This window comes from Halovivax gelatinilyticus (assembly GCF_024300625.1).
Taxonomy (GTDB): domain Archaea; phylum Halobacteriota; class Halobacteria; order Halobacteriales; family Natrialbaceae; genus Halovivax; species Halovivax gelatinilyticus.
Genome location: NZ_CP101322.1, coordinates 1,214,347 through 1,239,129 on the forward strand (window position 1 = coordinate 1,214,347; position 24,783 = coordinate 1,239,129).

General features: G+C 66.5%; 26 protein-coding genes and 1 pseudogene. 16 read left to right on the forward strand and 11 right to left on the reverse strand.

The genetic code is table 11. The annotated features are described in order from the left end of the window. The first annotated feature begins 173 nt into the window (after positions 1 to 173). The 3 genes from NKH31_RS05980 (at position 174) to NKH31_RS05990 (ending at position 2,426) form a co-directional block, all read left to right on the forward strand. A complete protein-coding gene (locus tag NKH31_RS05980) occupies positions 174 to 896 on the forward strand; it encodes a queuosine precursor transporter (protein WP_254864217.1) in 723 nt (240 codons plus the stop codon). A gap of 95 nt (positions 897 to 991) precedes the next feature. Next, the gene (locus tag NKH31_RS05985; protein ID WP_254864218.1) at positions 992 to 2,071 is read left to right on the forward strand and encodes an aminopeptidase; all 1,080 of its coding nucleotides are present in this window, start codon (positions 992 to 994) and stop codon (positions 2,069 to 2,071) included. A 205-nt stretch (positions 2,072 to 2,276) separates the two neighbouring features. Further along, positions 2,277 to 2,426, forward strand: coding sequence for a 50S ribosomal protein L40e (locus tag NKH31_RS05990; RefSeq protein WP_254864219.1), 150 nt, complete (start codon positions 2,277 to 2,279; stop codon positions 2,424 to 2,426). A 107-nt stretch (positions 2,427 to 2,533) separates the two neighbouring features. Here the strand turns inward: NKH31_RS05990 and NKH31_RS05995 are convergent, their stop codons facing one another. From NKH31_RS05995 to NKH31_RS06005, 3 genes are all read right to left on the reverse strand, one after another. Further along, entirely contained in the window at positions 2,534 to 3,004 is a 471-nt protein-coding gene (locus NKH31_RS05995; protein WP_254864220.1) for a hypothetical protein, read from the reverse strand. A 50-nt stretch (positions 3,005 to 3,054) separates the two neighbouring features. Next, a complete protein-coding gene (gene hisH, locus NKH31_RS06000) occupies positions 3,055 to 3,759 on the reverse strand; it encodes an imidazole glycerol phosphate synthase subunit HisH (RefSeq protein WP_254864221.1) in 705 nt (234 codons plus the stop codon). A 241-nt stretch (positions 3,760 to 4,000) separates the two neighbouring features. Continuing rightward, the gene (locus NKH31_RS06005) at positions 4,001 to 4,615 is read right to left on the reverse strand and encodes a uracil-DNA glycosylase (RefSeq protein ID WP_254864222.1); all 615 of its coding nucleotides are present in this window, start codon (positions 4,613 to 4,615) and stop codon (positions 4,001 to 4,003) included. Positions 4,616 to 4,817: 202 nt separating this feature from the next. Between NKH31_RS06005 and NKH31_RS06010 the strand changes: the two genes are divergently transcribed. Together NKH31_RS06010 and NKH31_RS06015 are read left to right on the forward strand one after the other, a co-directional pair. Next, on the forward strand, positions 4,818 to 5,159 hold the full coding sequence (locus NKH31_RS06010; RefSeq protein ID WP_254864223.1) for a winged helix-turn-helix transcriptional regulator: 342 nt from the start codon (positions 4,818 to 4,820) through the stop codon (positions 5,157 to 5,159). 213 nt (positions 5,160 to 5,372) lie between these two features. After that, positions 5,373 to 5,822: a VOC family protein gene (locus tag NKH31_RS06015; protein ID WP_254864224.1), complete on the forward strand. Its 450-nt coding sequence runs from the start codon at positions 5,373 to 5,375 to the stop codon at positions 5,820 to 5,822. Between the two features lie 11 nt (positions 5,823 to 5,833). On the opposite strand, the gene NKH31_RS06020 is transcribed toward NKH31_RS06015, so the two are convergent. Continuing rightward, positions 5,834 to 6,418 (reverse strand): endonuclease dU, encoded by a 585-nt coding sequence (locus NKH31_RS06020; RefSeq protein WP_254864225.1) that lies wholly within the window; start codon positions 6,416 to 6,418, stop codon positions 5,834 to 5,836. Positions 6,419 to 6,458: 40 nt separating this feature from the next. Beyond that, a complete protein-coding gene (locus NKH31_RS06025) occupies positions 6,459 to 6,632 on the reverse strand; it encodes a DUF5786 family protein (RefSeq protein ID WP_254864226.1) in 174 nt (57 codons plus the stop codon). Between the two features lie 178 nt (positions 6,633 to 6,810). Here NKH31_RS06025 and NKH31_RS06030 point away from each other — a divergent pair, with 178 nt between their 5' ends. Both NKH31_RS06030 and NKH31_RS06035 read left to right on the forward strand, forming a co-directional pair. After that, on the forward strand, positions 6,811 to 7,422 hold the full coding sequence (locus tag NKH31_RS06030) for an MBL fold metallo-hydrolase (RefSeq protein ID WP_254864227.1): 612 nt from the start codon (positions 6,811 to 6,813) through the stop codon (positions 7,420 to 7,422). A gap of 99 nt (positions 7,423 to 7,521) precedes the next feature. Continuing rightward, positions 7,522 to 8,040, forward strand: a complete 519-nt coding sequence (locus NKH31_RS06035) for a DUF7529 family protein (protein WP_254864228.1) — start codon at positions 7,522 to 7,524, stop codon at positions 8,038 to 8,040. A 338-nt stretch (positions 8,041 to 8,378) separates the two neighbouring features. Here NKH31_RS06035 and NKH31_RS17810 read toward each other — a convergent pair. Both NKH31_RS17810 and NKH31_RS06045 read right to left on the reverse strand, forming a co-directional pair. After that, positions 8,379 to 9,233 (reverse strand): annotated as a pseudogene (locus tag NKH31_RS17810) (DUF5806 family protein); the annotation flags it as partial. 191 nt (positions 9,234 to 9,424) lie between these two features. Continuing rightward, complete coding sequence (locus NKH31_RS06045) at positions 9,425 to 9,577, reverse strand: hypothetical protein (protein ID WP_254864230.1); 153 nt, start codon at positions 9,575 to 9,577, stop codon at positions 9,425 to 9,427. Between the two features lie 202 nt (positions 9,578 to 9,779). On the opposite strand from NKH31_RS06045, the gene NKH31_RS06050 reads away from it, so the two are divergent. From NKH31_RS06050 to NKH31_RS06065, 4 genes are all read left to right on the forward strand, one after another. Then, positions 9,780 to 10,916, forward strand: a complete 1,137-nt coding sequence (locus NKH31_RS06050; protein ID WP_254864231.1) for a thiolase family protein — start codon at positions 9,780 to 9,782, stop codon at positions 10,914 to 10,916. 61 nt (positions 10,917 to 10,977) lie between these two features. Beyond that, positions 10,978 to 11,385, forward strand: coding sequence for a hypothetical protein (locus tag NKH31_RS06055; RefSeq protein WP_254864232.1), 408 nt, complete (start codon positions 10,978 to 10,980; stop codon positions 11,383 to 11,385). A gap of 84 nt (positions 11,386 to 11,469) precedes the next feature. Continuing rightward, the gene (locus NKH31_RS06060) at positions 11,470 to 12,375 is read left to right on the forward strand and encodes a hypothetical protein (protein ID WP_254864233.1); all 906 of its coding nucleotides are present in this window, start codon (positions 11,470 to 11,472) and stop codon (positions 12,373 to 12,375) included. A 94-nt stretch (positions 12,376 to 12,469) separates the two neighbouring features. Further along, positions 12,470 to 13,714 carry a M20 family metallo-hydrolase gene (locus NKH31_RS06065; RefSeq protein WP_254864234.1) on the forward strand — a complete coding sequence of 415 codons (1,245 nt, stop codon included), beginning with the start codon at positions 12,470 to 12,472 and terminating at the stop codon, positions 13,712 to 13,714. 50 nt (positions 13,715 to 13,764) lie between these two features. Here the strand turns inward: NKH31_RS06065 and NKH31_RS06070 are convergent, their stop codons facing one another. Further along, a complete protein-coding gene (locus NKH31_RS06070) occupies positions 13,765 to 15,450 on the reverse strand; it encodes an aldehyde ferredoxin oxidoreductase family protein (protein ID WP_254864235.1) in 1,686 nt (561 codons plus the stop codon). Positions 15,451 to 15,585: 135 nt separating this feature from the next. Here NKH31_RS06070 and NKH31_RS06075 point away from each other — a divergent pair, with 135 nt between their 5' ends. Beyond that, on the forward strand, positions 15,586 to 16,203 hold the full coding sequence (locus NKH31_RS06075; protein ID WP_254864236.1) for a metal-dependent hydrolase: 618 nt from the start codon (positions 15,586 to 15,588) through the stop codon (positions 16,201 to 16,203). Between the two features lie 22 nt (positions 16,204 to 16,225). Here NKH31_RS06075 and NKH31_RS06080 read toward each other — a convergent pair whose 3' ends face one another. Further along, on the reverse strand, positions 16,226 to 18,217 hold the full coding sequence (locus tag NKH31_RS06080) for an AMP-dependent synthetase/ligase (RefSeq protein WP_254864237.1): 1,992 nt from the start codon (positions 18,215 to 18,217) through the stop codon (positions 16,226 to 16,228). 229 nt (positions 18,218 to 18,446) lie between these two features. Here NKH31_RS06080 and NKH31_RS06085 point away from each other — a divergent pair, with 229 nt between their 5' ends. The 3 genes from NKH31_RS06085 to NKH31_RS06095 all read left to right on the forward strand — a co-directional run bounded on the left by NKH31_RS06085 (position 18,447) and on the right by NKH31_RS06095 (position 21,327). Then, positions 18,447 to 19,739 (forward strand): TIGR00341 family protein, encoded by a 1,293-nt coding sequence (locus NKH31_RS06085; protein WP_254864238.1) that lies wholly within the window; start codon positions 18,447 to 18,449, stop codon positions 19,737 to 19,739. A 57-nt stretch (positions 19,740 to 19,796) separates the two neighbouring features. Next, positions 19,797 to 20,552, forward strand: coding sequence for an archaellum stator protein ArlG (gene arlG / locus NKH31_RS06090; RefSeq protein WP_254864239.1), 756 nt, complete (start codon positions 19,797 to 19,799; stop codon positions 20,550 to 20,552). Positions 20,553 to 20,667: 115 nt separating this feature from the next. Continuing rightward, complete coding sequence (locus NKH31_RS06095; protein ID WP_254864240.1) at positions 20,668 to 21,327, forward strand: nucleotidyltransferase family protein; 660 nt, start codon at positions 20,668 to 20,670, stop codon at positions 21,325 to 21,327. A 19-nt stretch (positions 21,328 to 21,346) separates the two neighbouring features. Here the strand turns inward: NKH31_RS06095 and NKH31_RS06100 are convergent, their stop codons facing one another. Then, positions 21,347 to 22,513: an XdhC family protein gene (locus tag NKH31_RS06100; RefSeq protein ID WP_254864241.1), complete on the reverse strand. Its 1,167-nt coding sequence runs from the start codon at positions 22,511 to 22,513 to the stop codon at positions 21,347 to 21,349. A gap of 189 nt (positions 22,514 to 22,702) precedes the next feature. Here NKH31_RS06100 and NKH31_RS06105 point away from each other — a divergent pair, with 189 nt between their 5' ends. After that, entirely contained in the window at positions 22,703 to 23,431 is a 729-nt protein-coding gene (locus NKH31_RS06105) for a hypothetical protein (protein WP_254864242.1), read from the forward strand. Between the two features lie 27 nt (positions 23,432 to 23,458). On the opposite strand, the gene hemL is transcribed toward NKH31_RS06105, so the two are convergent. Next, positions 23,459 to 24,733 (reverse strand): glutamate-1-semialdehyde 2,1-aminomutase, encoded by a 1,275-nt coding sequence (gene hemL, locus NKH31_RS06110; RefSeq protein ID WP_254864243.1) that lies wholly within the window; start codon positions 24,731 to 24,733, stop codon positions 23,459 to 23,461. Positions 24,734 to 24,783: the final 50 nt, after the last annotated feature.

Sequence of the window (24,783 nt, forward strand, 5' to 3'; positions counted from 1 at the left end):
CACCTGATCTACGAGCACTGCATCTGCATCAACTCTACGAGCGATACGTCTCCGCCTGGTCTACGAGCGCCGCGTCTCCGAGTATCTGACCTGCTATCGAGGACGGACTAGAGTGTCATCCCAGTGCTCTACAGATAGTATCCTTTAGGGTGTCTCGCGCATAACGGCTCACAATGAGTGATTCGACCGCGACGCCGACGATTCCCCAGGTGACGCTGATCGCCGTGTTCGTCACCGGACTCGTCACCGCACAGCTGACCGCCGCGAAGGTGCTCTCGTTTTCGATTCCGTTCTCGCTCCCCGTCACCGGCAGCGAACTCGTCCTGCCGGGCGCCGCCGTAGCCTACGCGGTCACCTTCTTCGCCAGCGATTGTTACACGGAGCTCTACGGCAAGCGCGCCGCTCAAATCGTGGTCAACGTCGCGTTCGCGATGAATTTCCTCGTCCTCGCGCTAGTCTGGTCGACCGCGGTCGCCCCGGTCGCGCCGACCTCGCCCGTCGGCGGCGAGGAGTTCTCCGACGTCCTCCTGCCGGCAACCTACGTCGTCGCCGGGAGTCTGCTCGCCTACGTGGTGAGCCAGAACTGGGACGTCTGGTTCTTCCACCGGATCCGCGAGGTGACCGGCGCCGAAAAGCTCTGGCTTCGCAACATCGCCTCGACGGGGACGAGCCAGGCGATCGACACCGTCATCTTCGTCTCGATCGCCTTCGCGATCGCACCCGCCCTCGCGGGCGACGACGTCATGGCGCTCTCGCTGATCGCCTCGCTCGTGGTCGGCCAGTACCTCCTCAAGCTCTCGATCGCACTCCTCGACACGCCGGTCGTCTACGCCGTCGTCCGCGTCGTCAGGGAGAAGACCGACTCGCCGCACGTCGGCGGCGTCGCCGCCGAGTGACCGGAGGCCACCGACGGCGAGACGAACCGGCGACGCGAACCGGCGACGCGAACCGGAAGCGACGCGGGTTTATCAGTTCGCAGACGATATCGACTATGGATCCACGCGTCCACGAGCACGCCGAGGTGCTCGTCGACTGGAGCGCACGCATCGAAGCCGGCGACGACGTCGTTCTCTCCGTCGGCCCCGACGCACACGAGCTGGCCGTCGCCGTCGCCGAGACGATCGGCGAACGCGGCGCGAACCTGCTCACGACGTACGGCTCGGGCGAGATCGAACGCGCCTACCAGCGCGCCCACGACGGTGACTTCGACGAACCGAGCCACGAGCTGGCACTGTTCGAGGCGGCCGACGTCTACCTCCGCATCGGCGGCGGCCGCAACACGAGCGCGACGGCCGACGTTCCCGCCGAAACGCGCCAGGCGTACCGTAACGCGCGGACGAATCTACGCGAGGCGCGCTACGATACGCGCTGGGTATCGACCGTTCACCCGACGCGCTCGCTCGCCCAGCAGGCGAACATGGCCTACGAGGAGTACGCGGACTTCGTCTACGACGCCGTCCTCCGGGACTGGGAGTCGCTCGCAGACGAGATGGCGAAGCTCAAAGATCGGCTCGACGAGGGAAGCGAGGTTCGCCTCGTCGGTCCCGGGACCGACCTCACGATGTCGATCGAGGGCAGAACCGCCGTCAATAGCGCCGCCTCAGTCGCCTACGACTCGCACAACCTCCCGAGCGGCGAGGTCTTCACCGCGCCGTACGACACCGACGGACAGGTGACGTTCGACGTGCCGATGACCCTCCAGGGTCAGTCGGTCCGCGACGTCACGCTCAACTTCGAAGCCGGCGAGGTCATCGGGTTCGACGCGGCAGAGGGCGAAGACGTAATCGAAGAGATACTGGAAACCGACGAGGGTGCTCGCCGACTCGGCGAACTCGGCATCGGGATGAACCGCGGCATCGATCGCCTCACCGACAACATCCTCTTCGACGAGAAGATGGGCGACACCGTCCACCTCGCGGTCGGCCGCGCCTACGACGCCTGCCTGCCCGACGGCGAAACGGGCAACGAATCGGCCGTCCACGTCGACATGATCACCGACGTGAGCGAAGACTCGCGCATGGAAATCGACGGCGAGGTGGTCCAGGAAAATGGGACGTTTGTGTGGGAGTAGCGCGGTTCGGAGTGAGCGGAGCGAGCGAGAAACGCGGTAAAACGAGCGGCGAAGCCGCGAGTAGCGAGGATTGAGCGAGCGTCGCGAGCGAAATCCTCGGAATTGTGAGCGGGGAACGAAGTGACCCGCGAGCAGCGTGACCGCCAGGAGTGTGGGGCCGAGTCGGATCACCAGATACAAATGCGAGAGCGACTACCCGTCAGGTATGGCCAGTTTCGACGCCGCGGAAAAGCGGACCCTGGAGAAGCTCATCTGCATGAAGTGTAACGCCCGAAACCCACAGCGCGCAGAGCGCTGTCGCAAGTGCGGGTACGGCAACATGCGCCCGAAGGCGAAAGAGACCCGCGCGTCCTGATCGAGGTCGCGGTCGCGATTTCGTCTCTCTGAGAGCCGCGGCGTCGGTCGGACGCGGATTCGATTTTTCCTGCTATCGAGTCGAGCAGACGTCCCGCCAGGAGTCGTTCAAGCGAGGTGGAACAGCGCGACTGGCAGCCCGATCACGGCCACCATCGTCAGGACGACGATCGTTGCGACCTGTTTCATCGTCGGTTCGATCGATTCGTGGGGGCCGGTCCACTCCTGGTGGGCGAGGGCGACCAGGACGAGCGCCCAGACGACGGGCGTGAGCGCGTTGAACTCGAGAGCGACGTGAGGAGCGTAGGCGATACCGGTCGCGAGCGCGAGCAGACCGTAGCCGAGGCCGGCCCGGCGAAAGGGGTCGAGGTCGACGTCGACTAGCGTGACGGTTCCCGATCTGTGGACGCTGAAGAGTGCGATTCCGGCCGCGAGCGAGAGCGCGAACGCAGCGAGGACCGAGACCGAGAGGCCCTCGGTGTAGAGGACGAACGCGCTGCCGCCGGCGAGGACGAACCAGAGCAGCGTTCCGCCGAGGAGCGTCCGGCGGCGGAGGGGTTCTAGTGGGTCGTCGTTCATACCTACGCAGTCGGTGGGCGAAATATAAACCCTCGTCTCGGAGAGCGAGATTACTCGGCGCAGAGTGAGACGAAGTTTCGGAGGATGCGGAGACCGGTCTCGCCGCTCTTTTCGGGGTGAAATTGCGTGCCGAAGACGGTTCCCGACTCGTCGGCGATCACGGCGGGGACGGTGACGCCGTAGTCGACCGTCGCGACGATGGTCGACTCGTCGTCGGGGACCGCGTAGTAGGAGTGAACGAAGTAGGTGTACTCGCCGTCGACGACCTCGGGCTGGTCCGTGCCGTTCGCAGGTCGCCGCCCGACGCCCTCGACGATCGGGTGTGGTCGTTCGATCGTCAGGTCGTTCCAGCCCATGTGGGGAACCTTCTGCCCCTGGGCGAAGCGAACGTTAGTTCCCGGAATCAGATCCAGTCCGCGGACGGCCGCCGAGCCCGCCGACCCCTCCTCGCTGTCGGTTAGCAGCATCTGCATGCCCAGACAGATCCCGAAGAGCGGCGTCTCCGACGCGGCGACGGCGAGGAGGTCCTCGCGAATCGGATCGGCGTTCTCGACCCCCTCGCGAAAGGCGCCGACTCCGGGGAGGACGACGCCGTCGGCGGCGAGAAAGTCCGCCGACTCGTCGGTGATCGTCACGTCCGCGCCGGCGCGTTCGAGCCCGCGAGTGACGCTGTGTAGATTGCCGAGCCCGTAGTCGACGACCGCGACGCTCGCCTGCGCCGTCTCGGCCGACGACTGGCTCTCCTGTGTGCTCATATTTCTACCTCCGGCAGTCGGAACGAAGGGCCTTTCGTTAGAGGACCACGAGGAGCTGAGCGAATGCGAGGCCGAACGAAGTGAGGCCTCGAATACGTGAGCGGCGAAGCCGCGAGCGAACGAAGTGAACGAAATACTCGGACTCGCTAACCACGAGATTTCGAGCCGCACGGTTCGGAGAGCACGATTCGAAGAACGAAGCGAATTGCGAGGGATGAGCGAGCGACGGCGAGACCGTCGATCAGTACTCGCCGAGACGGGACTGGCCACCCTCGTCGGTCGGCGAGACGCCGGCGATCGCTGCGGCTTCCCGAATCGTCTCGGCGAACGCAGGTTCCTGGCTCCGGTCGTACAGCGTCGCCGCGGGGTGGAGACAGATGAGGACGGGGCGGGGCGTGTCGCCGATGCGCACCTCTTCGACCGAGCCCGCCTCCTTCGTGACCGCGACCGAGCGTCCGAGGAGGTGTTCGCCCGGGACCTTCCCGAGGGTGACGACCACGTCCGGATCGACGCGATCGATTTCGGCTTCGAGGTAGCCCCGGCAGTGTTCGAGTTCCTCCGTCGATGGGTCGCGGTTGTCCGGCGGTCGACATCGGACGCAGTTGGTGATTCGCACCGACTCGCGTTCGAGTCCGACCGTTCGAAGTTGTTCGTCCAGAACCGAGCCGCTCCGGCCGACGAACGGTTCGCCCTCGGCGTCTTCCTGTGCGCCCGGCGCTTCACCGACGAAGAGAACGTCGGCGTCGGCGGGGCCCGTTCCGTTTACGATTCGGCTTCGCGAGTCGACGAGCGACGGGCACCGGGGGCATCCCTCGACCGCGAGCCCATCCATGTGCTGGGCCTGCTCATCCTCCATGTACGTCCGATGCGCCGGAGCCCACCTACGCGTTTCGAACCGTTCTCGACGGTCGGTCCGATCGAACGTGTCCCGAGTGCGAAAAAGGCACAATCTACCATTGTTAGCGGCTATACGGACCGAATCAGTCTCGTTCGGGCATTCGATCTGGCCGGAAGTATTACCTATTTCTAAACTAATCGCCCCACAAGGACGTGGTTTCGTGAAACTAAGACAGCCAACCGACTTCCTGATCCTCGAAGCGCTCGAAGAGACGGGACGAAACGTCGCACCGAACCTCGCATCGCACACCGGAAAGAGCCGGAAGAACATAAACACCCGACTGCCCGTACTCGAAGACTACGGACTCGTCGAGAAGGTGGGCCCGGCCGATCGATCGGGACTGTACGAGATTACGCAGCTCGGAAAGTCGGCCCTCGTCCACCAGAGCGAGTACGACGAGGTCGACGACTTCGACTCGCTCATCGCCAGCGCGGACGCGGCCACCGACGGTGGAACACCGGCGCAAGCGGTCGCTCGCGGCGAGCACGACGACGAGGAGTAGTTCGGTGCCGGAGGCAGTGAGCAGAAACAGCGATAGCGCTGCTTTCGGTGGTCTACACCGGTTACGGCGGTGTTACCTGAGCTATATCTCGCGACGGACCGTAGGCGCAACCGATGAGTGTGACAACCAGATCGACCGATTCAGTGGGCGGTCAGCCGAATCGAGAACCGGCCACCGAACGCCCCGATTCGGTGGCGGGCCGACGGTGAGACCGTGACTGGCGATCCCCATCTCGTCGGGCACGTCCACCTCAAGGTGTCCGACCTGGAAGCGGCGAGCGAGTTCTACACCGAGGTCCTCGGGCTGTCGGTCACCGAGTCGCACGGCCGATTCCGGTTTCTCTCGTGGGGCGAGCGCCACCACGACGTCGCGCTGCAGGAAGTCAGACCGGATGCTCCGGGCCCGAACGACGGCGTCGGGCTCTACCACGCGGCGATGGAGGTTCCCGACGGCGCTTCGCTGGCGGCGGTGTACGAGCGGGTGCGGGCCCGCGGCGTCGACGTCTCGGCCGTAGACCACGGCATCAGCAAGGCGATTTACTTTTCAGACCCGGCCGGTAACGGGCTCGAGATCTATCTCGATACGCGCGAGGAGAACGACCAACCGCACTGGTCGGGCACTAACCGGTCGTTCGACCCCGAGGGGCTCGCGGCGGATCGGTGATCGGATCCCGCTCACCGAGATTCTGGCGACCCGTCGAAGCGTGCTCGATACGTCGATCCCGCCCGGGCGAGTTCTCTGGCGACGCGGACGGGTTCCGGACGGCCGCCTTCGGGCGTGAACGCTCGTACGAGGTCCTCTCTCTCGTCTACGGAGAGGCCGACGGACCGAAGGTAGACGCGTTCGCCGCCCACCTCGAACGGCGAGCGCGCCGGGAGGTTCCGGTAGCGGTCGAGCCGGTCTGCGAGCGCCTCGCCGTCGAAGGCGTCCCGGAGTGCGGGTTCGAGGCCGTCGCTCGCTTCGAACGTGACCGCGATCGTCGGCAGGTCGGTCTCGGCGGCCAGGCGGTCCATGTCGAGAACGTTGAACCAGGCGGGAGCGATCGCCCCCACGAGGGTACCGTGGAGATCTTCGCGCTCGAGATCGGAGACGATCTGGACGATCGCGTCGGTGAAGTCCAGACCGCCGACGGTCGCCGATTCGAAGGCGGCGCCATCGACGACCCGATCAGCGCGGACCACCGCGCCGGCCACGGTACACCGGTCGCCACGCGTGGATTCGGCGATACCGAGCGCCCTGATTCCGGACGAGTCGCTCATGGGTGTGGTCGTCGAGGGAGACGTTTGGCGGCGACGAGCGTTACCCGTCGTCTTTGATGTCTGCGAGCCGGTCGATGAGTTCGTCGCTGGTGGCGCCGTTGTCGAACTCGATCGACCCCCGATGCTCGCTCGCGTCGGACTCGATTGCCTCGTCCTCGTCGAAGTCGGCGTCGAAGTCTTGCTGGTCGGACTCGTCGTAGCTACCAAAACCCATACGTGTGTCACTACGGGATCGATCTCCTAAAATGCACTGCCGGATCGAGTCGTGCGACGGGTCGGTCAGGGGCGCTGCGAGCCCGATAGCTGATCGGAGCGAATTCGAACGCGAAGGCGATTGTCCAGTGGCCGAGACGCGGACATTTTAGGCGGTCGGTCGCGTCGGATTCGACGAGATGGAGGTCTACACCGTTACGGACGCTGCGGAGTCGTTCACCTGTAACGCCTTTCTGGTTTCGGGCGAGCGGACGACGCTGGTCGACGCGGGTGCGTACGACGGAGTCGTCGACGAAATCGCAGATCGTGTACCGACCCTGGATGCGGTCGTGCTCACCCACCAGCACGGTGACCACGTCGACCAGCTCTCGGCCGTCGACGAGGCGTTCGATCCCGAGATATACGCCTACGGCGACCACCCGCTGCGGACGAACGCGATCGACGACGGCGATTCGGTACCGATCGGCGACGAGGCGTTCGAGGTGGTGTACACGCCGGGACACGCCGACGATCACGTCTCGTTCGTCTCCGAGACGACGCTCTTTTCGGGCGACGTGGTCGTCCACGACGACGGCGCGTTCGAGTACGGGAGCTTCGGGCGAACCGACCTACCCGGCCAATCGCGAGAGACGCTCATCGAGAGCATCCGCCGGCTCCTGGATCGGATGCCCGAGACGGTCGAACGGATGTACGCCGGCCACGGCGAGGCGTTCTCCGGCGACGTCCGCGACGTCGTCGAGACGGCGCTGGGACGGGCCGAAAAACGCGAACCGAAGTATCCGGACGAGTGACGATCAGGGACCGGACGTCGGCCGGTCGAACGGAAGGACTTTTTCAGCAGAGACCGCCGCCTAGGGCATGGAGTCGCGACGTACCCGCGACGGATTGGCGTGACCGACGAGCGGCCACCGGACGGCGAGCCGGAGTCCGGCGACAGCGGTACCGACCGGGCCGATATCGATCGGGCGGAGACCGAACCGTGGGCGGAGTTGCTCGGCGACGCCGAAGCGATCGCGTCGGAGTATCGCGCGGAGGGGTGGACCGTCGAACGGGTCGATCCGATCGACGTCGTCCCGTGGGCGGACGACGACGGCGGCGGATTCGCGATACTGGCGGATGGCAACCGGGTTCAGGCGCTCGAATCGCTCGTCTCCGATCGAACGTTCGGCGCCGCGGAGGTCTACCAGCGTCCCGTCGACGCCGGGAGTTTCCTCGTGCTCGTCGAACTCGACGAGCCGACCGAGCGGGCGATCGTTCTGTCGCTTTACTACCGACGGGAAGAGGCCGAAAACGCCCTCTCGCGGGCGAACGAGGCGGGCGAGCTACAGGTGCGTCTTCGATCGACTGACGGTGACGACTGGCTCACGTTCGTTCACGACGACCCGTCACTGTTCGACGCGGACGGGTAGCGCGCGGACACCGACGGCCCGCACGGTGGGCGAACTGCTCAGCGGCGGCCCGGTCGGCAGACGCGCCGACGCGACTACGGCGATGACTCCGGTTCGGCGGTCGATTCACCGTCGTCGTCCCGGTCGTCTGCCGTCTCTCCGTCGTCGAGTTCGTCGGCCGTATCCGCAGTATCTGCGTCCGAGTCGTCGACTGGAGGTTCGCCGTCGCTTGATTCGTCGACGTCGGTTCGCTCGTCGACCGACTCGTCGTCGCCGGCGTCGGGTCCGTCCTCGCGGCCCTCATCGGAGTCGTCAGTGCCGTCGACCGACTCGTCGTCGCTTGCGTCGGCTTCGAGGAGCGTTTCCTCCTCTCGGAGCGCCTTGCTCGCTTCACGGACCTCGCGCATCACGCTCGAGATGCGCTCTTCGGCCTCGAGTTCGTCCTCGACGGCGAGGTCGACCCCCTCGACTTCGAGTAAGAACTTCGAGACCTCGGTCACCTCGTACATGACGTCGTCGAGTTCCTCGGCGGCGTAGAAGTCACACATCGCGCCGTAGAGAAAGGTCGCGCCCGCTTTCCGGACTTTGTCGTCGAACGACGATCTGGCCTGGTTGACCGCCTGGGGCGTGTACGTATCGGTCATGAAGGGGACGAGCGATGGAAGATTCTCGCCGATCTTCGTCATCTCGACGCCGGTCTCGGTTCGAAAGTCCGCACACAGGCGGGCGATGGCCCACTCGCGAGCGGTGATGTAGGTCCGGTCCCGGAGAAACTCGTTGACCCGCTCGTACTGTGCGCCGTCCATCTTCTTGAATCGCTCGTACTTCCGGACGTCCTCCGGGACGGTCTTGTCCGGGTCCGGGACGCCCGGCATCGGTGTATCGGAGGCGTTCGAATCGGATTCCGACTCGGTCGCCGGACCGTCGTCACCGGATCGCGACGCGTCGGTCGAGGTCGAAGCGGGATCGTCGCCCTCCTCCCGGGCGCCGTCATCGTCGGCGTTCGACGCGTCCGACGGGCTGGCGTCCGCGTCGGCTCCGTCCGTCGACCGCTCACCGGGCCCCGAATCGACGGGAGTCGGTTCCTCGGCGGTGTCACTGCCGCTCTCACCGCGAGTGCGACCGCCCGACGGGGTGCGGCCTTCAGATCCGTCGGCCTCGTCGCCGGACGTCCGATCCGACTCACGGTCGTCCGACTGGGTACGATCCTTCATGGCCACTCATTGCCAAACCCTCGAAATAAGGCTGTCCCTCCGGGAGTCTCGAGCGGTTCGACAACCTGCCGGTCATCGACCTCGTTTTCGTACTGGACAGCGAACGACGACGACCGCTCCGAATCAACGGTTCGAACGGGCCGTGTCGAACGGTGACACCAGCCGGTTCGCGTCGACCGTATCGAGCGGCGCTACCACGCCCATCCGTCCTCCGGGTCGGGCTCGTCTCCTCCATCTTCCGTCGCCGCGGCGAACGTACTCGCGCCGGCGAGTACGCCCGCACCGGCCGTGATCGATCGAAGAACGTGACGGCGACTTCGTCTTCCCGCATCAGTAGAGCGCATAGGACCAGGTATGTATTCACCGCTTAAGTTCTTTGGCTATTATATATTTAAACAATTATAACAAACAGCCATCACGCGATAGTGATTGTAACAGGGTTCGGAGATGGCGGTCGGTCACGCTCGGGACCCACTCTCGTAAACTCCGCTCGCATCCCCAGCGGTTCTACGGTCATTTAAGTCCGTGACGGACGTTCGTCCGAATATGAGCCAGACCCCAGTGATCGCACGGGCCGTACGAACGCCACAGGGAAAGGACGGCGGCGTCTTCGCCGACGTTCGAAGCGAGGATCTCTCGATCGCGCTGATATCCGACATCCTGGAAGAGACCGGACTCACCGGCGACGACGTCGACGACCTCATGTGGGGCGTCGCGGGCCAGCGCGGCGAACAGGACAACAACATCGCCCGGGTGATCGCGTTGCTCTCCGGTCTCGGCGAGAGCGTCCCCGCGACGACGATCAACCGGTGGTGTGCCTCCTCGATGCAGGCGATCATCTCCGCGTCGGACGCGATCCGCGCCGGCCAGCGCGAGTGCATCATCGCCGGCGGCGTCGAGAACATGTCACGCGTACCGATGCAAGGCGGCGAGCGTGACCTTCACCCCCGACTCGCCGAGGAGTACGTCGTCACCGACCTGATGATGGGAATGACCGCCGAGGAGGTCGCCGAACGGTACGACGTCCCCCGCGAGGTTCAAGACGAGTACGCCGCCAAGAGCCAGCAGCGCGCCGTCGCGGCGACGGAAGAGGGTCGCTTCGACGACCAGATCGTCCCGATCGAGACCGAGGAGGGAACGGTCACCGAGGACGAGGGGCTCAGGCCGGGGACGACGGCCGAAAAGCTCGCCGGACTCCCCTCGGTCTTCCTCGGCGACGGCACCGTCACCGCGGGCAACGCCTCGCAGATCTCCGACGGTGCCGCGGCGGTCCTCGTCACGAGCGAAGCGTTCGCCGAAGACCACGGCCTCGAGATCATGGCCACAGTCGGCGACAACAACGTCGCCGGCGTCGATCCGACCGTGATGGGCATCGGACCCGTCCCGGCGACGCAGGGCCTGCTCGAACGCACCGGTCGCGACATCGAGGACTACGACCTCGTCGAACTCAACGAGGCGTTCGCCAGCCAGAGCGTCTACGCCCGCGACGAACTCGGCATCGACCCCGAGATATTCAACGTCAACGGCGGCGCCATCGCCATCGGCCACCCGCTCGGCGCCTCGGGCGCTCGGCTCCCGGTCACGCTGATCCACGAACTACAGCGACGCGGCGGCGGCCGCGGCCTGGCGACGCTCTGCGTCGGCTTCGGGCAAGGCGCGGCGATCGACTTCGTCGTCGAGTGAGCGGATTCGACCGCGCGGGAATCGGGGCCACCGTTTTCGTCCTGGCCACCGTAGGTCGCCCATGGTCGACCTCCTGCTCGTCGCACTCGTCGCCATCCCCGTCTTCGTCCAGCTCTTGCTCGCCGGCTTTACCTACTACGACGCCGGCGACGTCGGGATGGACCGGCGCAAGTGGACGGCGATCGTCGGATTGATCCCCGTCTACGGGTTGATTCTCTACATTCTCACCCGGAGCGAACAGTCGTACGATCCGTCGACGGATCCACACCGCGAGCGAGCGTTCGAGATTCACCCTTCCAGGCAGGGCGAAGGGCTCGGGCCCGCCGACGAACGGCCGGCCGCCACGCGGGGCGGCGACGGGCCGGAAACGCACGCCGGCGACGACTACTGGGAAAATCGATCCTACGCTGACGAAGACGACGCGTGGGACGACGTCGACGTCGACTGGGAGGGGGACGACGAGAACTGAGAACGGATTCTGTACGGGGAACGCACGACGTGTGACCGCCCCGGGCCGGGAGACTCATCCCGTCCGCGTGAGGAGTTCCGTCCGATGAGCGAGCCGGTGGCCTGGCGGATCGACCCCGCGACCGACCGAACGGTCAGATGCCTCCACCTGAGTCAGGTGGGGCTGGTCGACGGCTGGGCGCTCGTCGGGACCGGACTCCTGTGCGCGTCGGCGGTCGGCGCGACGTCGATCGGACCGATCGCGGGGTTCGTCACGGTGGCGATCCTCCTCGCTCGCGTTCTCGCGTGGATCGACTCAGATCGGGAATGGCTGACCGGCCTCGACGGCGAGGTGGCCGCGGCGGCGTCGACGCTCGGGCGAACGTCCGGAGAGAGTGATCACCCAGAACTGGTCGCCCTCGGCGGGACGCTGATCGCCGGCGCGGTGCTGTACCTGGGTGGATACGCCCTACTCGGCGAGTCGATCGTCCTCCTCGCCCTCGGTGCCGGCCTGGTCGGTGCCGTCTCGTTTTCGCTCCTCGAGGGTGCCAGCACCGGCGGCGAGATCGACCCGGTTGATGATCGGCTCCGCTACGGTTCACGGACGCGGCGGCTCTCGTCGGTGGCCGGCTGTCAGCGGCTCACGGTCGGGTCGCTGGTTCTCGTTCGGCTTCAGGGGCGTGCGGGGCTCGACGAACCGCGGTGGCTCGTCGTTTCGCGATCGGACGCAGCGCCGGTTACGTCGGCGCTCACCCGCAAGGAGCGTGGATCTGTGACGGATTCGGTGGTGGCCGACGAGCCGTCGCCGGTGACCCACTGGCGTCGACTCCGCGCCCCGCCGGTCGCCGTCGCGGTCCTGTCGGCGGTGGTGGTTCCGGTGGCCGGCCTGAGCGCCCGCCACCTCGAAGGACTGACCGCCGCGGCGGCCGTCGCACTCGCGGCGATCGCGCTCGGCACCCTCCTCGCCGTGATACACGTCTCCGTTCGCCCGTCACGCGTTCGAATCGAGTGACCGTAACTCGGGCGACGGGAGGTCGGTTCCCCCGATCACGGGGTCGGTTCGCCACCTCCCCAATCGTCTATACTACCCGCCTCCAACGACTCGTATGATCGTCGACGAGGATCGACTCCGCAGGGACATCGACGCCAACGCGGCATTCGGCGAGATCGACACCGACGTCGGCCGCGGGCGGACGGTACTCACGGGCACCGAGGCCAACCGGAAGGCGCGCGATCGATTCGTCGGCCGGCTCGACGACGCCGGCCTCGACGTCTCGGTTGACGCCGTCGGAAACGTGTTCGGGCGCTGGGTGCCAGAGAGTGCCGATCCCGACGCCGCTCCGATCGTCGCGGGGAGCCACCTCGACTCGGTCCCCGAGGGCGGCATCTTCGACGGTCCGCTCGGCGTCTACGCCGCGCTCGAAGCCGTCCGGTCGCTCCAGGAGCGCGGCGTCGAACCGGCGCGGCCGGTCGGCGTCGTCTCGTTCACCGAAGAGGAGGGATCGCGCTTTGGCGGCGGGATGCTCGGATCGGCCGTCGCGACCGGGCAACTCGATCCCGAGGGGGCGCTCTCGCTCGAAGACGACGACGGCGTTTCGCTCGAATCCGCGCTCGACTCGATCGGCTACCGCGGCGAGGACGTCGTCGACGCGAGCGAGTGGGCGGGCTTCCTCGAACTCCACGTCGAACAGGATACGCGGCTGGAGCACGCGGGCGTCGCCGCCGGTATCGTCACGACGGTGACGGGCATCGCCCAGGCGACCGTCACGTTCGAAGGCGAGGCGAATCACGCCGGCGCGACGGCCATGGACGACCGCCGAGACGCCCTGGCCGCGGCGAGCGAGTTCATCAGCGTGGTCGAGCGGGTCGGCCAGAGCGAGGCGGACGCTGGCGAGAACACGGCCGTCGCCACGGTCGGGAAGCTCTCCGTCGGCCCGAACGCGACGAACGTCGTTCCCGGTCACGTCGAACTCGGCGTCGACGTTCGCGACGTCGAGCGCGAGTCGATGGAGCGCATCTTCGACGCGCTGGCCAACGCGCTCGGCGAAATCGAGTCGTCTCGAGGCGTCGAGACATCGTTCGACCGGACCCTCGACGTCGATCCGGCACCGATGAGCGACGTGTGTCAGGACGCGCTCCGGGCGGGAGCGGACGCGGCCGTCGTCCAGGTGCTGTCGATGCACTCGGGAGCGGCCCACGACGCGATGCGGGTCTCGCGGATCACCGACGCAGGAATGCTCTTTGCGCCCTCCCGAGACGGTATCTCGCACAATCCGCGCGAGTGGACCGACTGGGAAGACTGTGGGCGGACGGCGTCGGTGCTCACGAACGCGATCGAAGAACTGGTCTGATATCGAACGTCGGTCGACGTCCGGTCGTTCGGCGATAGAAGGCGTCCGTTTCAGTCCTCGGCCGTCGCCCCGGCCCCGCCCTCACCGACGGCGTCGGTCGGCACCGTGCCGTCGTCGTTCCAGCCGCGCACCTCGTAGTACTCGGAGAGGGCGGTCTCGAAGTCGGGTAAGTCGTAGGGGAGCGCGTCGTCGGCCCGGTCGAAACCGCGCTGGTTGTTGAAGTGGCGCTCCATCGTGACGATCTCGGCCCCGATCTCGAGCAGGGCGTCGTACTCGGCGTCGAGCAACTCCTCGATGCGCTCTTCGGTCAGGAAGTCCCGCGAGAACTTACAGAAGACGGCGCTGTCTTTGATCGCGTTGATGTTTTCTTTTTCGGCGATCTTCGGCGGCTTGCCCTCGAGTCCCTCCTTGTCCATCGCGCCCTCGCGGACGAGCGGGTACTCGTAGGGGTAGAACTCGGCGTACATGTGGTCGGCGCCGCGGTTCGACGTGGCGAATGCCAGCCCCTGCCCGTGCAGGGCTCGACCGTCGTGGGCGGCGAACTCGAGACCCTTGACGCTCCAGTTTTCGACGCCGAGTTCGTCGTGACAGCGGTCGATCCCCTCGGCGAGCGTATCGCCGATTCCCTCCCGGTGGGCTATTCTTTCGACGGTTTCGAAGAGCAGGTCGGCGTCGCCGAACGCGTCCTCGCTCGCGAGGTACGCGGAGACGACGTCGCCACAGGAGATGGTGTCCATCCCGAACTGGTCGCAGAGTTCGTTCGCCTGCATCACGTCGACGATGTCGTCGATGCCGGCGTTCGAGCCGAAGGCCATGTTGGTCTCGAACTCCGGCCCCTCGGTCTCGACGCCGCGTTCTTCGTCCCTCGTCGGGAGTTTACAGGCGAAGGCGCAGGCCGAACAGGTCCCCTTCTTGTACTTCTTCTCGGCGACGCGATCGCCCGAGATCGACTCGACGTCGTCGTAAGACCGCTCGGAGAAGTAGTACGTCGGGAGCGCCTCGACGGAGTTCGCGTACTCGGTGACCGACGTCGTCCCGGCTTCTTTCATCGGGTGGTCGGCCTGGGCGGCCTCGCTGTGGACGTCCATCTGTAGCGGCGGGATCTCGACCTCGGCGGTCGAATCGCCGTCGAAGGTCATCGCCTTGACGTTCTTCGAGCCGAGGACGGCACCCAGCCCGCCGCGACCGAACGCCCGACTCGCGGAGGTCATGATCGAGGCGAAGCGAACCAGGTTCTCGCCCGCCGGGCCGACGTGTAACAGCTGATCTTCGTCCATCTCGTGTTCGGCCTCGGCCCACGCACACACCTCGTCGGTGGTGGCTCCGTCGAGGTCGGGAACGGCCTCGAACTCGACGCCGTCGTCGGTGACGTGAATCACGATCAGCTCGTCGCTCTCGCCGACGACCTCGACGGCCGCGTAGCCGGTCGCCGTGAAGTTACGCGAGAGGAAGCCGCCGGCGTTCGACGAGAGCAATCCGCCGGTAAGCGGCGAGACGCTCGTCGCAGACATCCGACCGGTGAAGCTCATCGTCGAGTACTGCATCGGCCCCGTCGCGAAGTAGATCCGATTCTCGGGCCCGAGCGGGTCGACGTCGAACGGAATCCGGTCGTGTGCCAGCTTCGTACCGACGCCGCGTCCGCCGATAAACTCGGCCGCGACGTCGTCGATCGGCTCCGTCTCCGTCGTGCGGGAGTCGAGATCGATCGTCAGCAGTGGTCCCGGGACGTGTCGCATGACTCAGCCTGGCACCCGAACTCGCAAAACCGTACCGGTTTCTGGGACGAGGAGGTGACACGCCCGAGCGGAACGGATACCCTTCAGGGGAGTAGCTGTCTCATTACAACGGCCTCGCCCACGAAGCGTCGAGCAATGTGGCCGTGGGAACACGTGATCATCGGCTACCTCGCGTACTCGCTATTCTGTCACCTCTTCTTGCGCGACTCGCCGGGCGGACTCGAAACGATCGCCGTCGTCTTCGCCTCCGTCCTCCCGGATCTGATCGATAAGCCGCTCGCCTGGGAGTACGGCGTCTTCGAGAGCGGCTACGCGTTGGGTCACTCGATCTTCTTCGCGATCCCGCTCTCGATCGCGATCGGATTGCTGGCGAGACGCTTCGGTCGGACGCGGGCGGGGATCGCCTTCGGGATCGGCTACCTGCTCCACCTGCCGGCGGACGTCGTCGACGGCTACGTGCGAGGCGGGGTCTACGATCCCGGCATCCTCCTCTGGCCGGTCGAACGCGGCGTTGATTTCGGTCACGGGCAGGGATTTCAGGACCAGTTTCTGCACCACTTCGGGCAGTACCGGGCGGAGCTCTCGGCCGGCGATCCGTCGACGTACGTGCTGGCGCAGGTGGGGTTGTCCGTGCTCGTCGTCTGCGTCTGGCTCTACGACGGGGCGCCGGTACTCCGAGAGAGTATAATCGGCGGAAAACGACTCGGCGAAAGTCTACGGTCGGCGATCGAACGCGAGCCGTCGCGAGAGTGAGACGGTACGGCCGCGCGCAATTCTACGTCTCCACGTACATCTCCTCGATGCGGTCGGCGAAGCGCTCGGTGATCGTCCGGCGTTTCTTCTTCATCGTCGGCGTCATGAGGTCGTTTTCCTCGGTGAACTCCTCGCCGACGAGTCGGAACTTCTTGATCGTCTCGTGGGGTTCGAAGTCCGCGTTGACGCGTTCGACCTCGGCGCCGACGTACTCGCGGACCCGGTCGTCGGCACAGACCTCCCTGGAATCCCCGGGGAGGTCGATTCCCTCGCCCTCGGCCCACTCCCGGACGTGCTCCAGGTTGGGGACGAGCAGCGCGGAGACGAACTTTCGACCGTCGCCGACCACCATGCACTGTTCGACGACCTGGCTGGCCGCGAAGGCGTCCTCGATCGGCCCCGGCGCGACGTTCTTGCCCGTCGAGAGGACGAGGATCTGCTTTGCGCGCTCGCGGAACTCGATGTAGCCGTCGGGTCGGCGGTGAACGATGTCGCCCGTTCGGAACCACAGCCCCGCCCGCTCCGGGTGTTCGAGTTCACCCTGGATCGATTTCGGCGGCTTGTCGGTGAACGCCCGATCGGTCGCCCCGGGTCGGTTCCAGTAGCCGTCGCTGACGTTCGGCCCGCGGACGACGAGTTCGCCCACCTCGCCCGGATCGTCGGCGAAGGCGCCGTCTTCGACGACGCTCGGATCGATTCCCGTCTCCATGTCGACGACCGGCGGCCCGATCGTCCCGATCTTCGGAGCCGCGGGCGGGTTCACCGTCACGACCGGCGACGTCTCGGTGAGGCCGTAGCCCTCGTAGATCGGCAGCCCCATCGCGTGGTAGAGCTTCGCCAGTTCGGGCGAGAGGCTCCCGCCGCCGCTGATGAGCATCTCGATGTTGCCCCCGAGCGCGTCGCGAACCGTCGAGAAGACGAGCTTATCCGCTATTTTACGTTTGGTTTCGAGGATCGTCCCCGGCGAGTCGGCGTCCTGGTAGCGAACGCCGACGTCGACCGCCCACTCGAAGATGCGCTGTTTGACCGACGACTCGCTGGCCTGCTCGCGAATGGCGTCGTAGATCTTCTCGTAAACGCGTGGAACGCTGGTCGCGCTCGTCGGCCGAACGGCCGCGAAATCCTCCTGGAGCGTGTCCGGCGACTCGGCGTAGGCGACGCTCGCCCCGCTGGCAAACTGCAGGAAGTGACCGCCCGTCCGCTCGAAGACGTGCGCGAGCGGGAGGTACGAGACGACGCGGGTCTCCTCGTTGATCGACGGCACGTCGGCGGGCGTGTCGGGACGACGCGCCACGCGCTTTCGGATCTGATTGACGTTCGACCGGAAGTTCCGGTGGGTGAGCTGGACGCCCTTCGGCTTGCCGGTCGTCCCGCTCGTGTAGATGAGACTCGCGAGGTCGTCCATCGCCGGCTCGTCGAGCCAGCCCTCGTAGGCGTCGGGATCGAACGCCTCGGCGCCCAATTCGTAGACGTCGGCCAGCGAGTGGAGGTCGGGTCGGTCGTAGCCCTCGACGGCGTCCATCGAGACGATGACCGAGAGGTCGAGGGCGTCTTCGACCTCCAACAGCCGCTCCAGGAGCTCCTCGTTCTCAACGACGACCGCGTCCGCGCCCGCGTCCCCCAGCAGGTACTCCACCTTCGAGGGTGACGAGCCCGGATACACCGTCGTGACGACCGCGCCGGCCGACAGCAGCGCGAAGTCCGACTGGGCCCACTCCATGCGCGTATCGGCGAAGATGCCGACCCGGTCGCCCGCCTCGACGCCGAGTTCCCGAAAGCCCGTCGCGAGCTTCCGAACGACGTCGCGCATCTCGCCGTACGTGATCGACTCCCACTCGCCGGGTGCGGGTTTCGGGAGGATATCGCGCGTCAGCGTTCGATCGTAGACGCCGCCCTTGTACAGCTGGGCCGGGCGGTCCGTGTGACGCGTCGCCGCGTCGTCGAACAGCCGACCGAGCGTCGTCTCACCGATTACGTCGTCCGTGTATTCGCGTTCCGAAGCCAACCAGTTCATATTCCTGTGAGAGAGTCTGACGCATGATAAAGGCTGAGGATCAGCGAGGGGATTGAAACGAGTTTATTCGTCGGTTCTCGACACATTCACCGTATTTTACTCCAGAATCTGAGAATTTATCTCGCTGGTTCGAGAGAGCGGACGTCACGGCCGGCGGACTCGCTCGCATCGCACCGATCGTCGACAGCGACCAGAAGTATCATCCCCCGGCCCGTCGAACCGAACGACCGTGCGTCTCGTACAACTGGCGGTGCCGAACGGCTCGCGCGAATCGGTGCTGTCGACGCTCGACGATCGCAACATCGATTACGTCGTTACCGAGGAGGTGACGGCAGATCCGTACACGGCCGTCGTCTACTTCCCGCTGCCGAAACCGGCGGTCGAGCCCGTCCTGGACGCGCTGAGCGAACAGGGCATCTCCGACGACGCTTACACCATCGTTCTGGACGCCGAGACGGTCGTCTCTCGTCGGTTCGAAGAGCTCAAAGCGGAGTACTCCGAGGACTCCGTCGAATCCGAACGGATCTCCCGGCAGGAGCTGCTGACCGAAGCCCAATCGCTCACCCCGACGATCGACGTCTTCGTCACGCTGACCGTCGTCAGCGCGGTCGTCGCGACGGCCGGCCTGCTGCTAGACTCCCCGGCGGTCGTCGTCGGGTCGATGGTCATCGCGCCGCTTATCGGTCCCGCCCTCGGCGCGAGCGTCGGCTCCGTGCTCAACGACGAGTCGCTGTTTCGACAGAGCATTCGCTATCAGTTTCTCGGCGTCGTCCTCTCGATCCTCGCCGCGGCCGTCTTCGCCGTCCTCGTTCGCTACACCAACATCGTCCCGCCGGGACTCGTTCTGGCCGACGTTTCCGAGATAGACGAACGGCTGGCACCCGACTTGCTTTCACTCGCCGTCGCGCTCGGCGCTGGCGTGGCCGGCGTGGTGAGTATCTCGACGGGCATCGGCGTGGCGCTCGTCGGCGTCATGATCGCCGCGGCGCTCATCCCGCCGGCCGCCGCGGCGGGCATCGCCATCGCGTGGGGCCAGCCGGCCGCGGCGACGGGCGCGACCGTCCTCGTGTTCGTCAACGTGCTCTCGGTGAACCTCGCCGGGCTGGTGACGCTGTGGTACGCCGGCTACCGACCGGAGCACCTCTGGGATCTCGGCCCGACCGAAAAACGTGTCCGACGACGCGTCCTCGGACTCGTGGTCGTCGTCGGCGTGTTCGCCCTCTTTCTCGGCGGGATCACCTACGCCTCCTACCAGGCCGCCAGCTTCGAAGAGGACGCCCGCGAGGAGGTCGAACTCGTCCTCGACGAGGACGAAACCTACCAGCTGCTGGACCTCGAGGTCCACATGGACGAGGACTTTCCGTTCCAGTCGCCCGAGCGCGTCGTCGTCACGGTCGGCGGTCCGCCGGGAGAAGCCGATCCGGCGCTCGTCTCGGCGTTGCGCGACCGGGTCGACGCCCAGACGACCGGCGACGTCACCGTCCAGGTGCGGTTCGTCGGCGTCATCGAAGGGGAGACGTGAGGCCAGTAGGGTTATAGCCGATCCACCCCCACGATTCGTACCCACGAGGTCGTTCCAGTGCGCGAATCGATCGTCCAGTTGATCTTCTTCGTCGCCATCGTCGCCGTAACGACGGTGCTCGTCGGCTCGCTGGTGACCAACGCCGCACTCTTCGGCCAGTCTGTCGAGCGCGACGGCGAGCGATCGGCCGCTGGAATCGACGCCGAAATCGAACTCGTAAACGATCCGGCGGTCGACGCCTACGATCCCGACGCGAACGTCGACGGCTCGTCGGAATCGGGTGGCGTCACCCTCTACGTCAAGAACGTCGGCGGCGCGACGCTCCAGTCGGACGATCTCGACGTCCTGGTCGACGGCCAGTACGCGGGGGCGGTCTCGACGACGGTGCTCGACGGCGACCGCTGGCGGGTCGGGACCGTCCTCGAAGTCACCGCCGAGGCCGATCTGGACCCCGGCGAACACCGGGTTCAGGTCGACGTCCGCGGCTCGTCCGATCGATTCTCCTTCGAACACCGGATCGCCTACTGGGACGATCCGGAGAACGCGACGGACGACGACGGCGTCTGGGTCGTCGAGCGGTCGACGGTCGACCTGACGATCGTCACGGAGCCGGCTCACCCCGACGAGACGGTCGCGGTTTCGACGAACGAGTCGGAAACCGCGACGGTCGATCCGGAAACGGTCACGATCGGCGACGACGGAACCGGCGAGACGACGCTCGACTTCGACGACGAACCGGGGACCGTAGCCGTCACCCTCGACACCGGCTGGGCGACGGACGAAATCGTCGTCAGGTACGAGGAAACCGGATGAATCGGGCAGGTGCGAGAAGACCGAATGAAGGGTGACCGGTCGTCCCGGACGCATAAGACGGTCCGAGTCGACGAACCGAGCGAACTACGCCGACCGAAACCGTACCGCTCGCACGATGACCGACGTCGTCGGAGCGGTACTCGCCGCCGGGAAGGGGACCAGATTCGATCCAGCCGAGCGAGCGGCCGCGACGGGCGACGGTCGGTCCGACGGTGAGTCGCCCCCCGACGTCAAACTTCTCGCCCGACTCGACGGGGAGCCGATCGTTCGCCGCGCCGCCTCGTCGCTCGCGGTCTCAGAGATCGATCGCGTCGTCGCGATCGTCGGACACGAAGACGAGGCCGTGGCCGCGTGCGTTTCGGACGTCGTCGACGAGGTGCGGGAACATTCGGCGTACGAGACGGGCCAGGCCGCGTCGGTCGCCCTCGCCGCCCGACGAGCGCGAGCGTACGGTGCCGACGCGATCTGTTACCTCCCGGGTGACGTCCCCTGCGTCGATCCGGCGACGACGAACCGGGTGCTCGAGGCGATCGGCGCGGACGGTCACCCGGACGCCGTCGTTCCAACGCACGCCGGCCAACGCGGACACCCGGTCTGTTTCGCCTCGAGTCAGTTCGAGGCGCTGTCGGCGCTCTCGGGTGACGTCGGCGGACGTGCGCTGTTCGACGAGATCGACGTGACACGAGTCCCGGTCGACGATCCCTGGATTCGACGCGACGTCGACACGGTCTCCGACCTGGCGGCGCTACGCCTGGCGTACGAATCCCGCTCCTGAGTCGGCCGCTCTCTCGACGTCAGTCGACTTCCGTCGCCGACTCGTCGTGGATCGGTCCCTCCCGCTCGGTAAGCGGGCCGCCATCGCGGTCGTTACTGGCCGCGAGCACCTCCGAAACGACGCTCATCGCGATCTCGATCGGCTCGCCGCCACCCAGATCGAGACCGACGGGCGCGGCGATTCGCGCCTCGTCGGCCGGTGAGAGGGTGACGCCCTCCGCGTTCAGTTCCGCTCGAAGGTCGTCGAAGCGCGATAGCGGCCCCATGAGGCCGACGTACGGGACCGGCGTTTCGAGCAACGACTGGAGCGCCAGCCGGTCGTCGACGAAGTTGTGCGACATGCAGACGACGTACGTCCGCTCGTCGGCGAGCGAGGCGAGGTCGGTCGGGTGCGTGGAGACGACCCGATCGGCCGCCGGAAAATTCGCGGGGTCTGCCCGGCCGCCGCGCGCCGTCGCGACGGTGACACGAAAGCCGACCGCCCTGGCGAGCCTCGCGACGGGCCTGACGTCGGGCTGACCACCGAAGACGAGCAGGTGATCCGGCGGCGAGAGACCGTCGACGAACAGGCAGACGGTGCCGTCCGCGGTCGATACGTCGCGTCTGAGCCAGGTTCCATCGTCCGCACAGCGTTCGATCTCGTCAGTGATCGACTCGAGTATCGAATCCGGAAGGGTCGTCGAGACGATCGAAACGTCGCCCGAAGCGTGGGGTGTTTCCGACGGATCGACCGGCCGGCACACCGCCCGCGAGCCGACCGGGATCGAGCCGTCGCCGTCGACCGCCGTCACCAGAACCCGTTTCTCCCCGTCGGCGACCGCCTCGGCTACCCGTCGCCAGGGCGCGTCGACGGGTTCGACCAGCACGTCGACGACGCCGTCGCAGCCGAGCCCGAGTCCCCAGCCCTCGCCGTCGTCGGTGAGGTCGAACGTGACGACTCGCGGGTCGTCGGCGTCGATGATCGATCGCGCTTTCGCGGCGAGTGGCCCCTCGAGACAGCCGGCGGTCACGGCGCCGAACGTGGTTCCGTCGGCTTCCAGCACCATCTTCGCGCCGGGCGGTCGGTAGGCCGACCCCTCGACGCCGACGACCGTCGCGACCGCCAGCGGCCCGTCGCTCGCACCGATCCGATCGTACAGGTCGCGAGTCGGAACGCTCCAGGGGTCGAACGCGCCGGTACCGTCCATGGCTGTGGCCTGGGTCGGCGTTACTAAAGGCGTTATCCTGGCGGAGAATCGCAGCCTGTCGTGGCGTCGTGGTCACGACGGCATGGGTTCGAATCGTGGAAACCGGCGGCAGGGCGCACACGTCACACGGTGAAACGCCGGTTTCACCTTCCGGTACGCTTTCAGGGCTACGTCGAGTCGACTTCGAGTATGACGAGCTGGTCACGGCGGCGGCTGCTGGCGGGTGCTGCCGGCGCAAGCACGGTGCTCGCCGGCTGTTTGAGCGAGGTCGGGCCCGACGGTGACGACGATGACGACGGAGACTCGCCGGGCGCTGACGGATCCGTCGACGACGATGCGGACGGCTCGAACGGACACCCGGACGACGACGGCGCCGAAGAGTCCGACGAGGCGACCGAACCCGCGTCGATGGAGGCCCAGGGCGACCTGGACGACGTCACGTACCTCCAGTACTCCCACCCGCGCTACCCCGACCGACCGGTCGTCGAACTCTTCACCTCATCTAGGGACGTCGAGTCCTGGCTGGACGGCCACGACGGACTCCCGGCCGACGACCGCGCTCGCGAGTTCCTGGAGGGAGTCGATTTCTCGACGACGAGCGCCGTCGCGATCGAGGCCGGGGCGTCCGACCTCTGTCACGAACTCGCCGTCCGCGCAGTCGAGGTTGACGACGGAACGCTCTCGATCCGGGCGGCGGTTCGACGCCAGGACGACGCCGGCGATATGTGCGCCCAGCAGATGGTCGCGGAGGGAGCCGTGATCCGAGCGACCGCCAGCGAAGAACCGCCGACCGACCTCTCCGTCTCACTCGACGCCGATGGTGGCGAATACGGAATCGCAACCGGATCGGATACCGTCAGCGAGACGGACGACGAAGATGGATCGGACAGCGAGGACGATCGGGACGAGGGCGAGTAGGACCGTCGCCTCGTACGAACGCACCGATCAGAGCGCCTCGGCGTACGCCTCGAGCGTTCGTTCGACGTCGGCTTCGGTGTGAGCCGCGCTGACGAACTGACACTCGAACTGGTTCTGCGAGAGGAAGATCTCTTGTTCGAGCATCGACTCCCAGAAGATGCGCCGCCAGCGGTCGGTCTCGGCCCGTTTGACGTCGCCGGCGTTGCGCGGCGGCTGTCCGTCGCGGGTGAAGATCACTTTGAACATACTCGCCGTTCCGGCGACGGTGTACTCGGGCGCCTGATCGGCGACGATCTCTTCTAACCCCGATCGGAGCTGGTCGCCGAGGCGGTCGACGTGCTCGTAGACGTCGTTCTCGGCGGCGTAGCGAAGCGTCTCGAGACCGGCGGCCATCGTGACCGGGTGGCCGGAGAACGTTCCGGCCTGGAAGACCTCGCCCGCCGGCGCGAGATCGGCCATAATCTCGTCGCGTCCGCCGAGCGCGCCGACGGGGAAGCCGCCGCCGACGACCTTGCCGAACGTCGTCAGGTCGGGCGTGATCCCGAATCGACCCTGCGCACAGCCGAGCCCGCCGACGCGAAAGCCGGTGATGACCTCGTCGAAGATGAGGAGCGCACCGTGCTCGTCGGTGAGGTCGCGGAGGAACTCGTGGTAGCCGTCTTCGGGGTGGACGATGCCGTAATTGCCGAGGATCGGCTCCGTGAGCACCGCGGCGATGTCGTCGCCGTGTTCGTCGAACACGTCGGTCATCGCCTCGCGGTCGTTGAAGGGGACCGGGAGGGTGTGTTTCGCGAACGACTGCGGGACGCCCGCGGAGGACGGGCGCGGATTCTCGGCGTCGCCCTCGACGAGCGTCGACTCCTGGGCGCCGTGGTAGCCGCCCTGCATGACGACGATCTTGTTCCGACCGGTGTGTCCCCTGGCCAGTCGGACGGCCGAGACGGTCGCCTCGGTGCCGGAGTTGACGAAGCGGATCTTCTCGACGCTCGGGACGTGCCGGGTGACGAATTCGGCCAGGTCGACCTCGAGTTCCGTCGGGGCGCCGTACATCGGCCCCTCGCTCGCGGTGCGCTGGATCGCCGCCCGAACCTGTTCCGGCATGTCGTGACCGAGCAGAAGGGGGCCGAGTCCCATCACCCAGTCGACGTAGCGGTTGTCGTCCGCGTCGATGACGTGGCCGCCGTCGCCCTTGCGGACGAAGAACGGGTACGGTTCGATCGCCGCCCGGACGGCCGAGTTGACGCCGCCCGGCATCACCGAGAGCGCCCGATCGTAGAGCGCGCGCGATTGATCGTGGTTCATGGTCGCGGGTTGTTCGTCGGGCGGCAAAGATGTACCGAGGTGACGGCGGG

Excerpts from the sequence above, each read along its gene's own strand:
- NKH31_RS06055 (WP_254864232.1), top strand. The coding sequence starts at position 10,978 with ATGGTCGACCTCCTGCTCGTCGCACTCGTCGCCATCCCCGTCTTCGTC.
- NKH31_RS06045 (WP_254864230.1), bottom strand. The coding sequence starts at position 9,577 with ATGCGCTCTACTGATGCGGGAAGACGAAGTCGCCGTCACGTTCTTCGA.
- NKH31_RS06075 (WP_254864236.1), top strand. The coding sequence starts at position 15,586 with ATGTGGCCGTGGGAACACGTGATCATCGGCTACCTCGCGTACTCGCTA.
- NKH31_RS06005 (WP_254864222.1), bottom strand. The coding sequence starts at position 4,615 with ATGGAGGATGAGCAGGCCCAGCACATGGATGGGCTCGCGGTCGAGGGA.
- NKH31_RS05995 (WP_254864220.1), bottom strand. The coding sequence starts at position 3,004 with ATGAACGACGACCCACTAGAACCCCTCCGCCGCCGGACGCTCCTCGGC.
- NKH31_RS06095 (WP_254864240.1), top strand. The coding sequence starts at position 20,668 with ATGACCGACGTCGTCGGAGCGGTACTCGCCGCCGGGAAGGGGACCAGA.
- NKH31_RS06030 (WP_254864227.1), top strand. The coding sequence starts at position 6,811 with ATGGAGGTCTACACCGTTACGGACGCTGCGGAGTCGTTCACCTGTAAC.
- NKH31_RS06065 (WP_254864234.1), top strand. The coding sequence starts at position 12,470 with ATGATCGTCGACGAGGATCGACTCCGCAGGGACATCGACGCCAACGCG.
- NKH31_RS06070 (WP_254864235.1), bottom strand. The coding sequence starts at position 15,450 with ATGCGACACGTCCCGGGACCACTGCTGACGATCGATCTCGACTCCCGC.
- hisH (WP_254864221.1), bottom strand. The coding sequence starts at position 3,759 with ATGAGCACACAGGAGAGCCAGTCGTCGGCCGAGACGGCGCAGGCGAGC.
- NKH31_RS06020 (WP_254864225.1), bottom strand. The coding sequence starts at position 6,418 with ATGAGCGACTCGTCCGGAATCAGGGCGCTCGGTATCGCCGAATCCACG.
- NKH31_RS06080 (WP_254864237.1), bottom strand. The coding sequence starts at position 18,217 with ATGAACTGGTTGGCTTCGGAACGCGAATACACGGACGACGTAATCGGT.
- NKH31_RS05985 (WP_254864218.1), top strand. The coding sequence starts at position 992 with ATGGATCCACGCGTCCACGAGCACGCCGAGGTGCTCGTCGACTGGAGC.
- NKH31_RS06105 (WP_254864242.1), top strand. The coding sequence starts at position 22,703 with ATGACGAGCTGGTCACGGCGGCGGCTGCTGGCGGGTGCTGCCGGCGCA.
- NKH31_RS06100 (WP_254864241.1), bottom strand. The coding sequence starts at position 22,513 with ATGGACGGTACCGGCGCGTTCGACCCCTGGAGCGTTCCGACTCGCGAC.
- NKH31_RS05990 (WP_254864219.1), top strand. The coding sequence starts at position 2,277 with ATGGCCAGTTTCGACGCCGCGGAAAAGCGGACCCTGGAGAAGCTCATC.
- NKH31_RS06025 (WP_254864226.1), bottom strand. The coding sequence starts at position 6,632 with ATGGGTTTTGGTAGCTACGACGAGTCCGACCAGCAAGACTTCGACGCC.
- NKH31_RS06060 (WP_254864233.1), top strand. The coding sequence starts at position 11,470 with ATGAGCGAGCCGGTGGCCTGGCGGATCGACCCCGCGACCGACCGAACG.
- hemL (WP_254864243.1), bottom strand. The coding sequence starts at position 24,733 with ATGAACCACGATCAATCGCGCGCGCTCTACGATCGGGCGCTCTCGGTG.
- NKH31_RS06050 (WP_254864231.1), top strand. The coding sequence starts at position 9,780 with ATGAGCCAGACCCCAGTGATCGCACGGGCCGTACGAACGCCACAGGGA.
- NKH31_RS05980 (WP_254864217.1), top strand. The coding sequence starts at position 174 with ATGAGTGATTCGACCGCGACGCCGACGATTCCCCAGGTGACGCTGATC.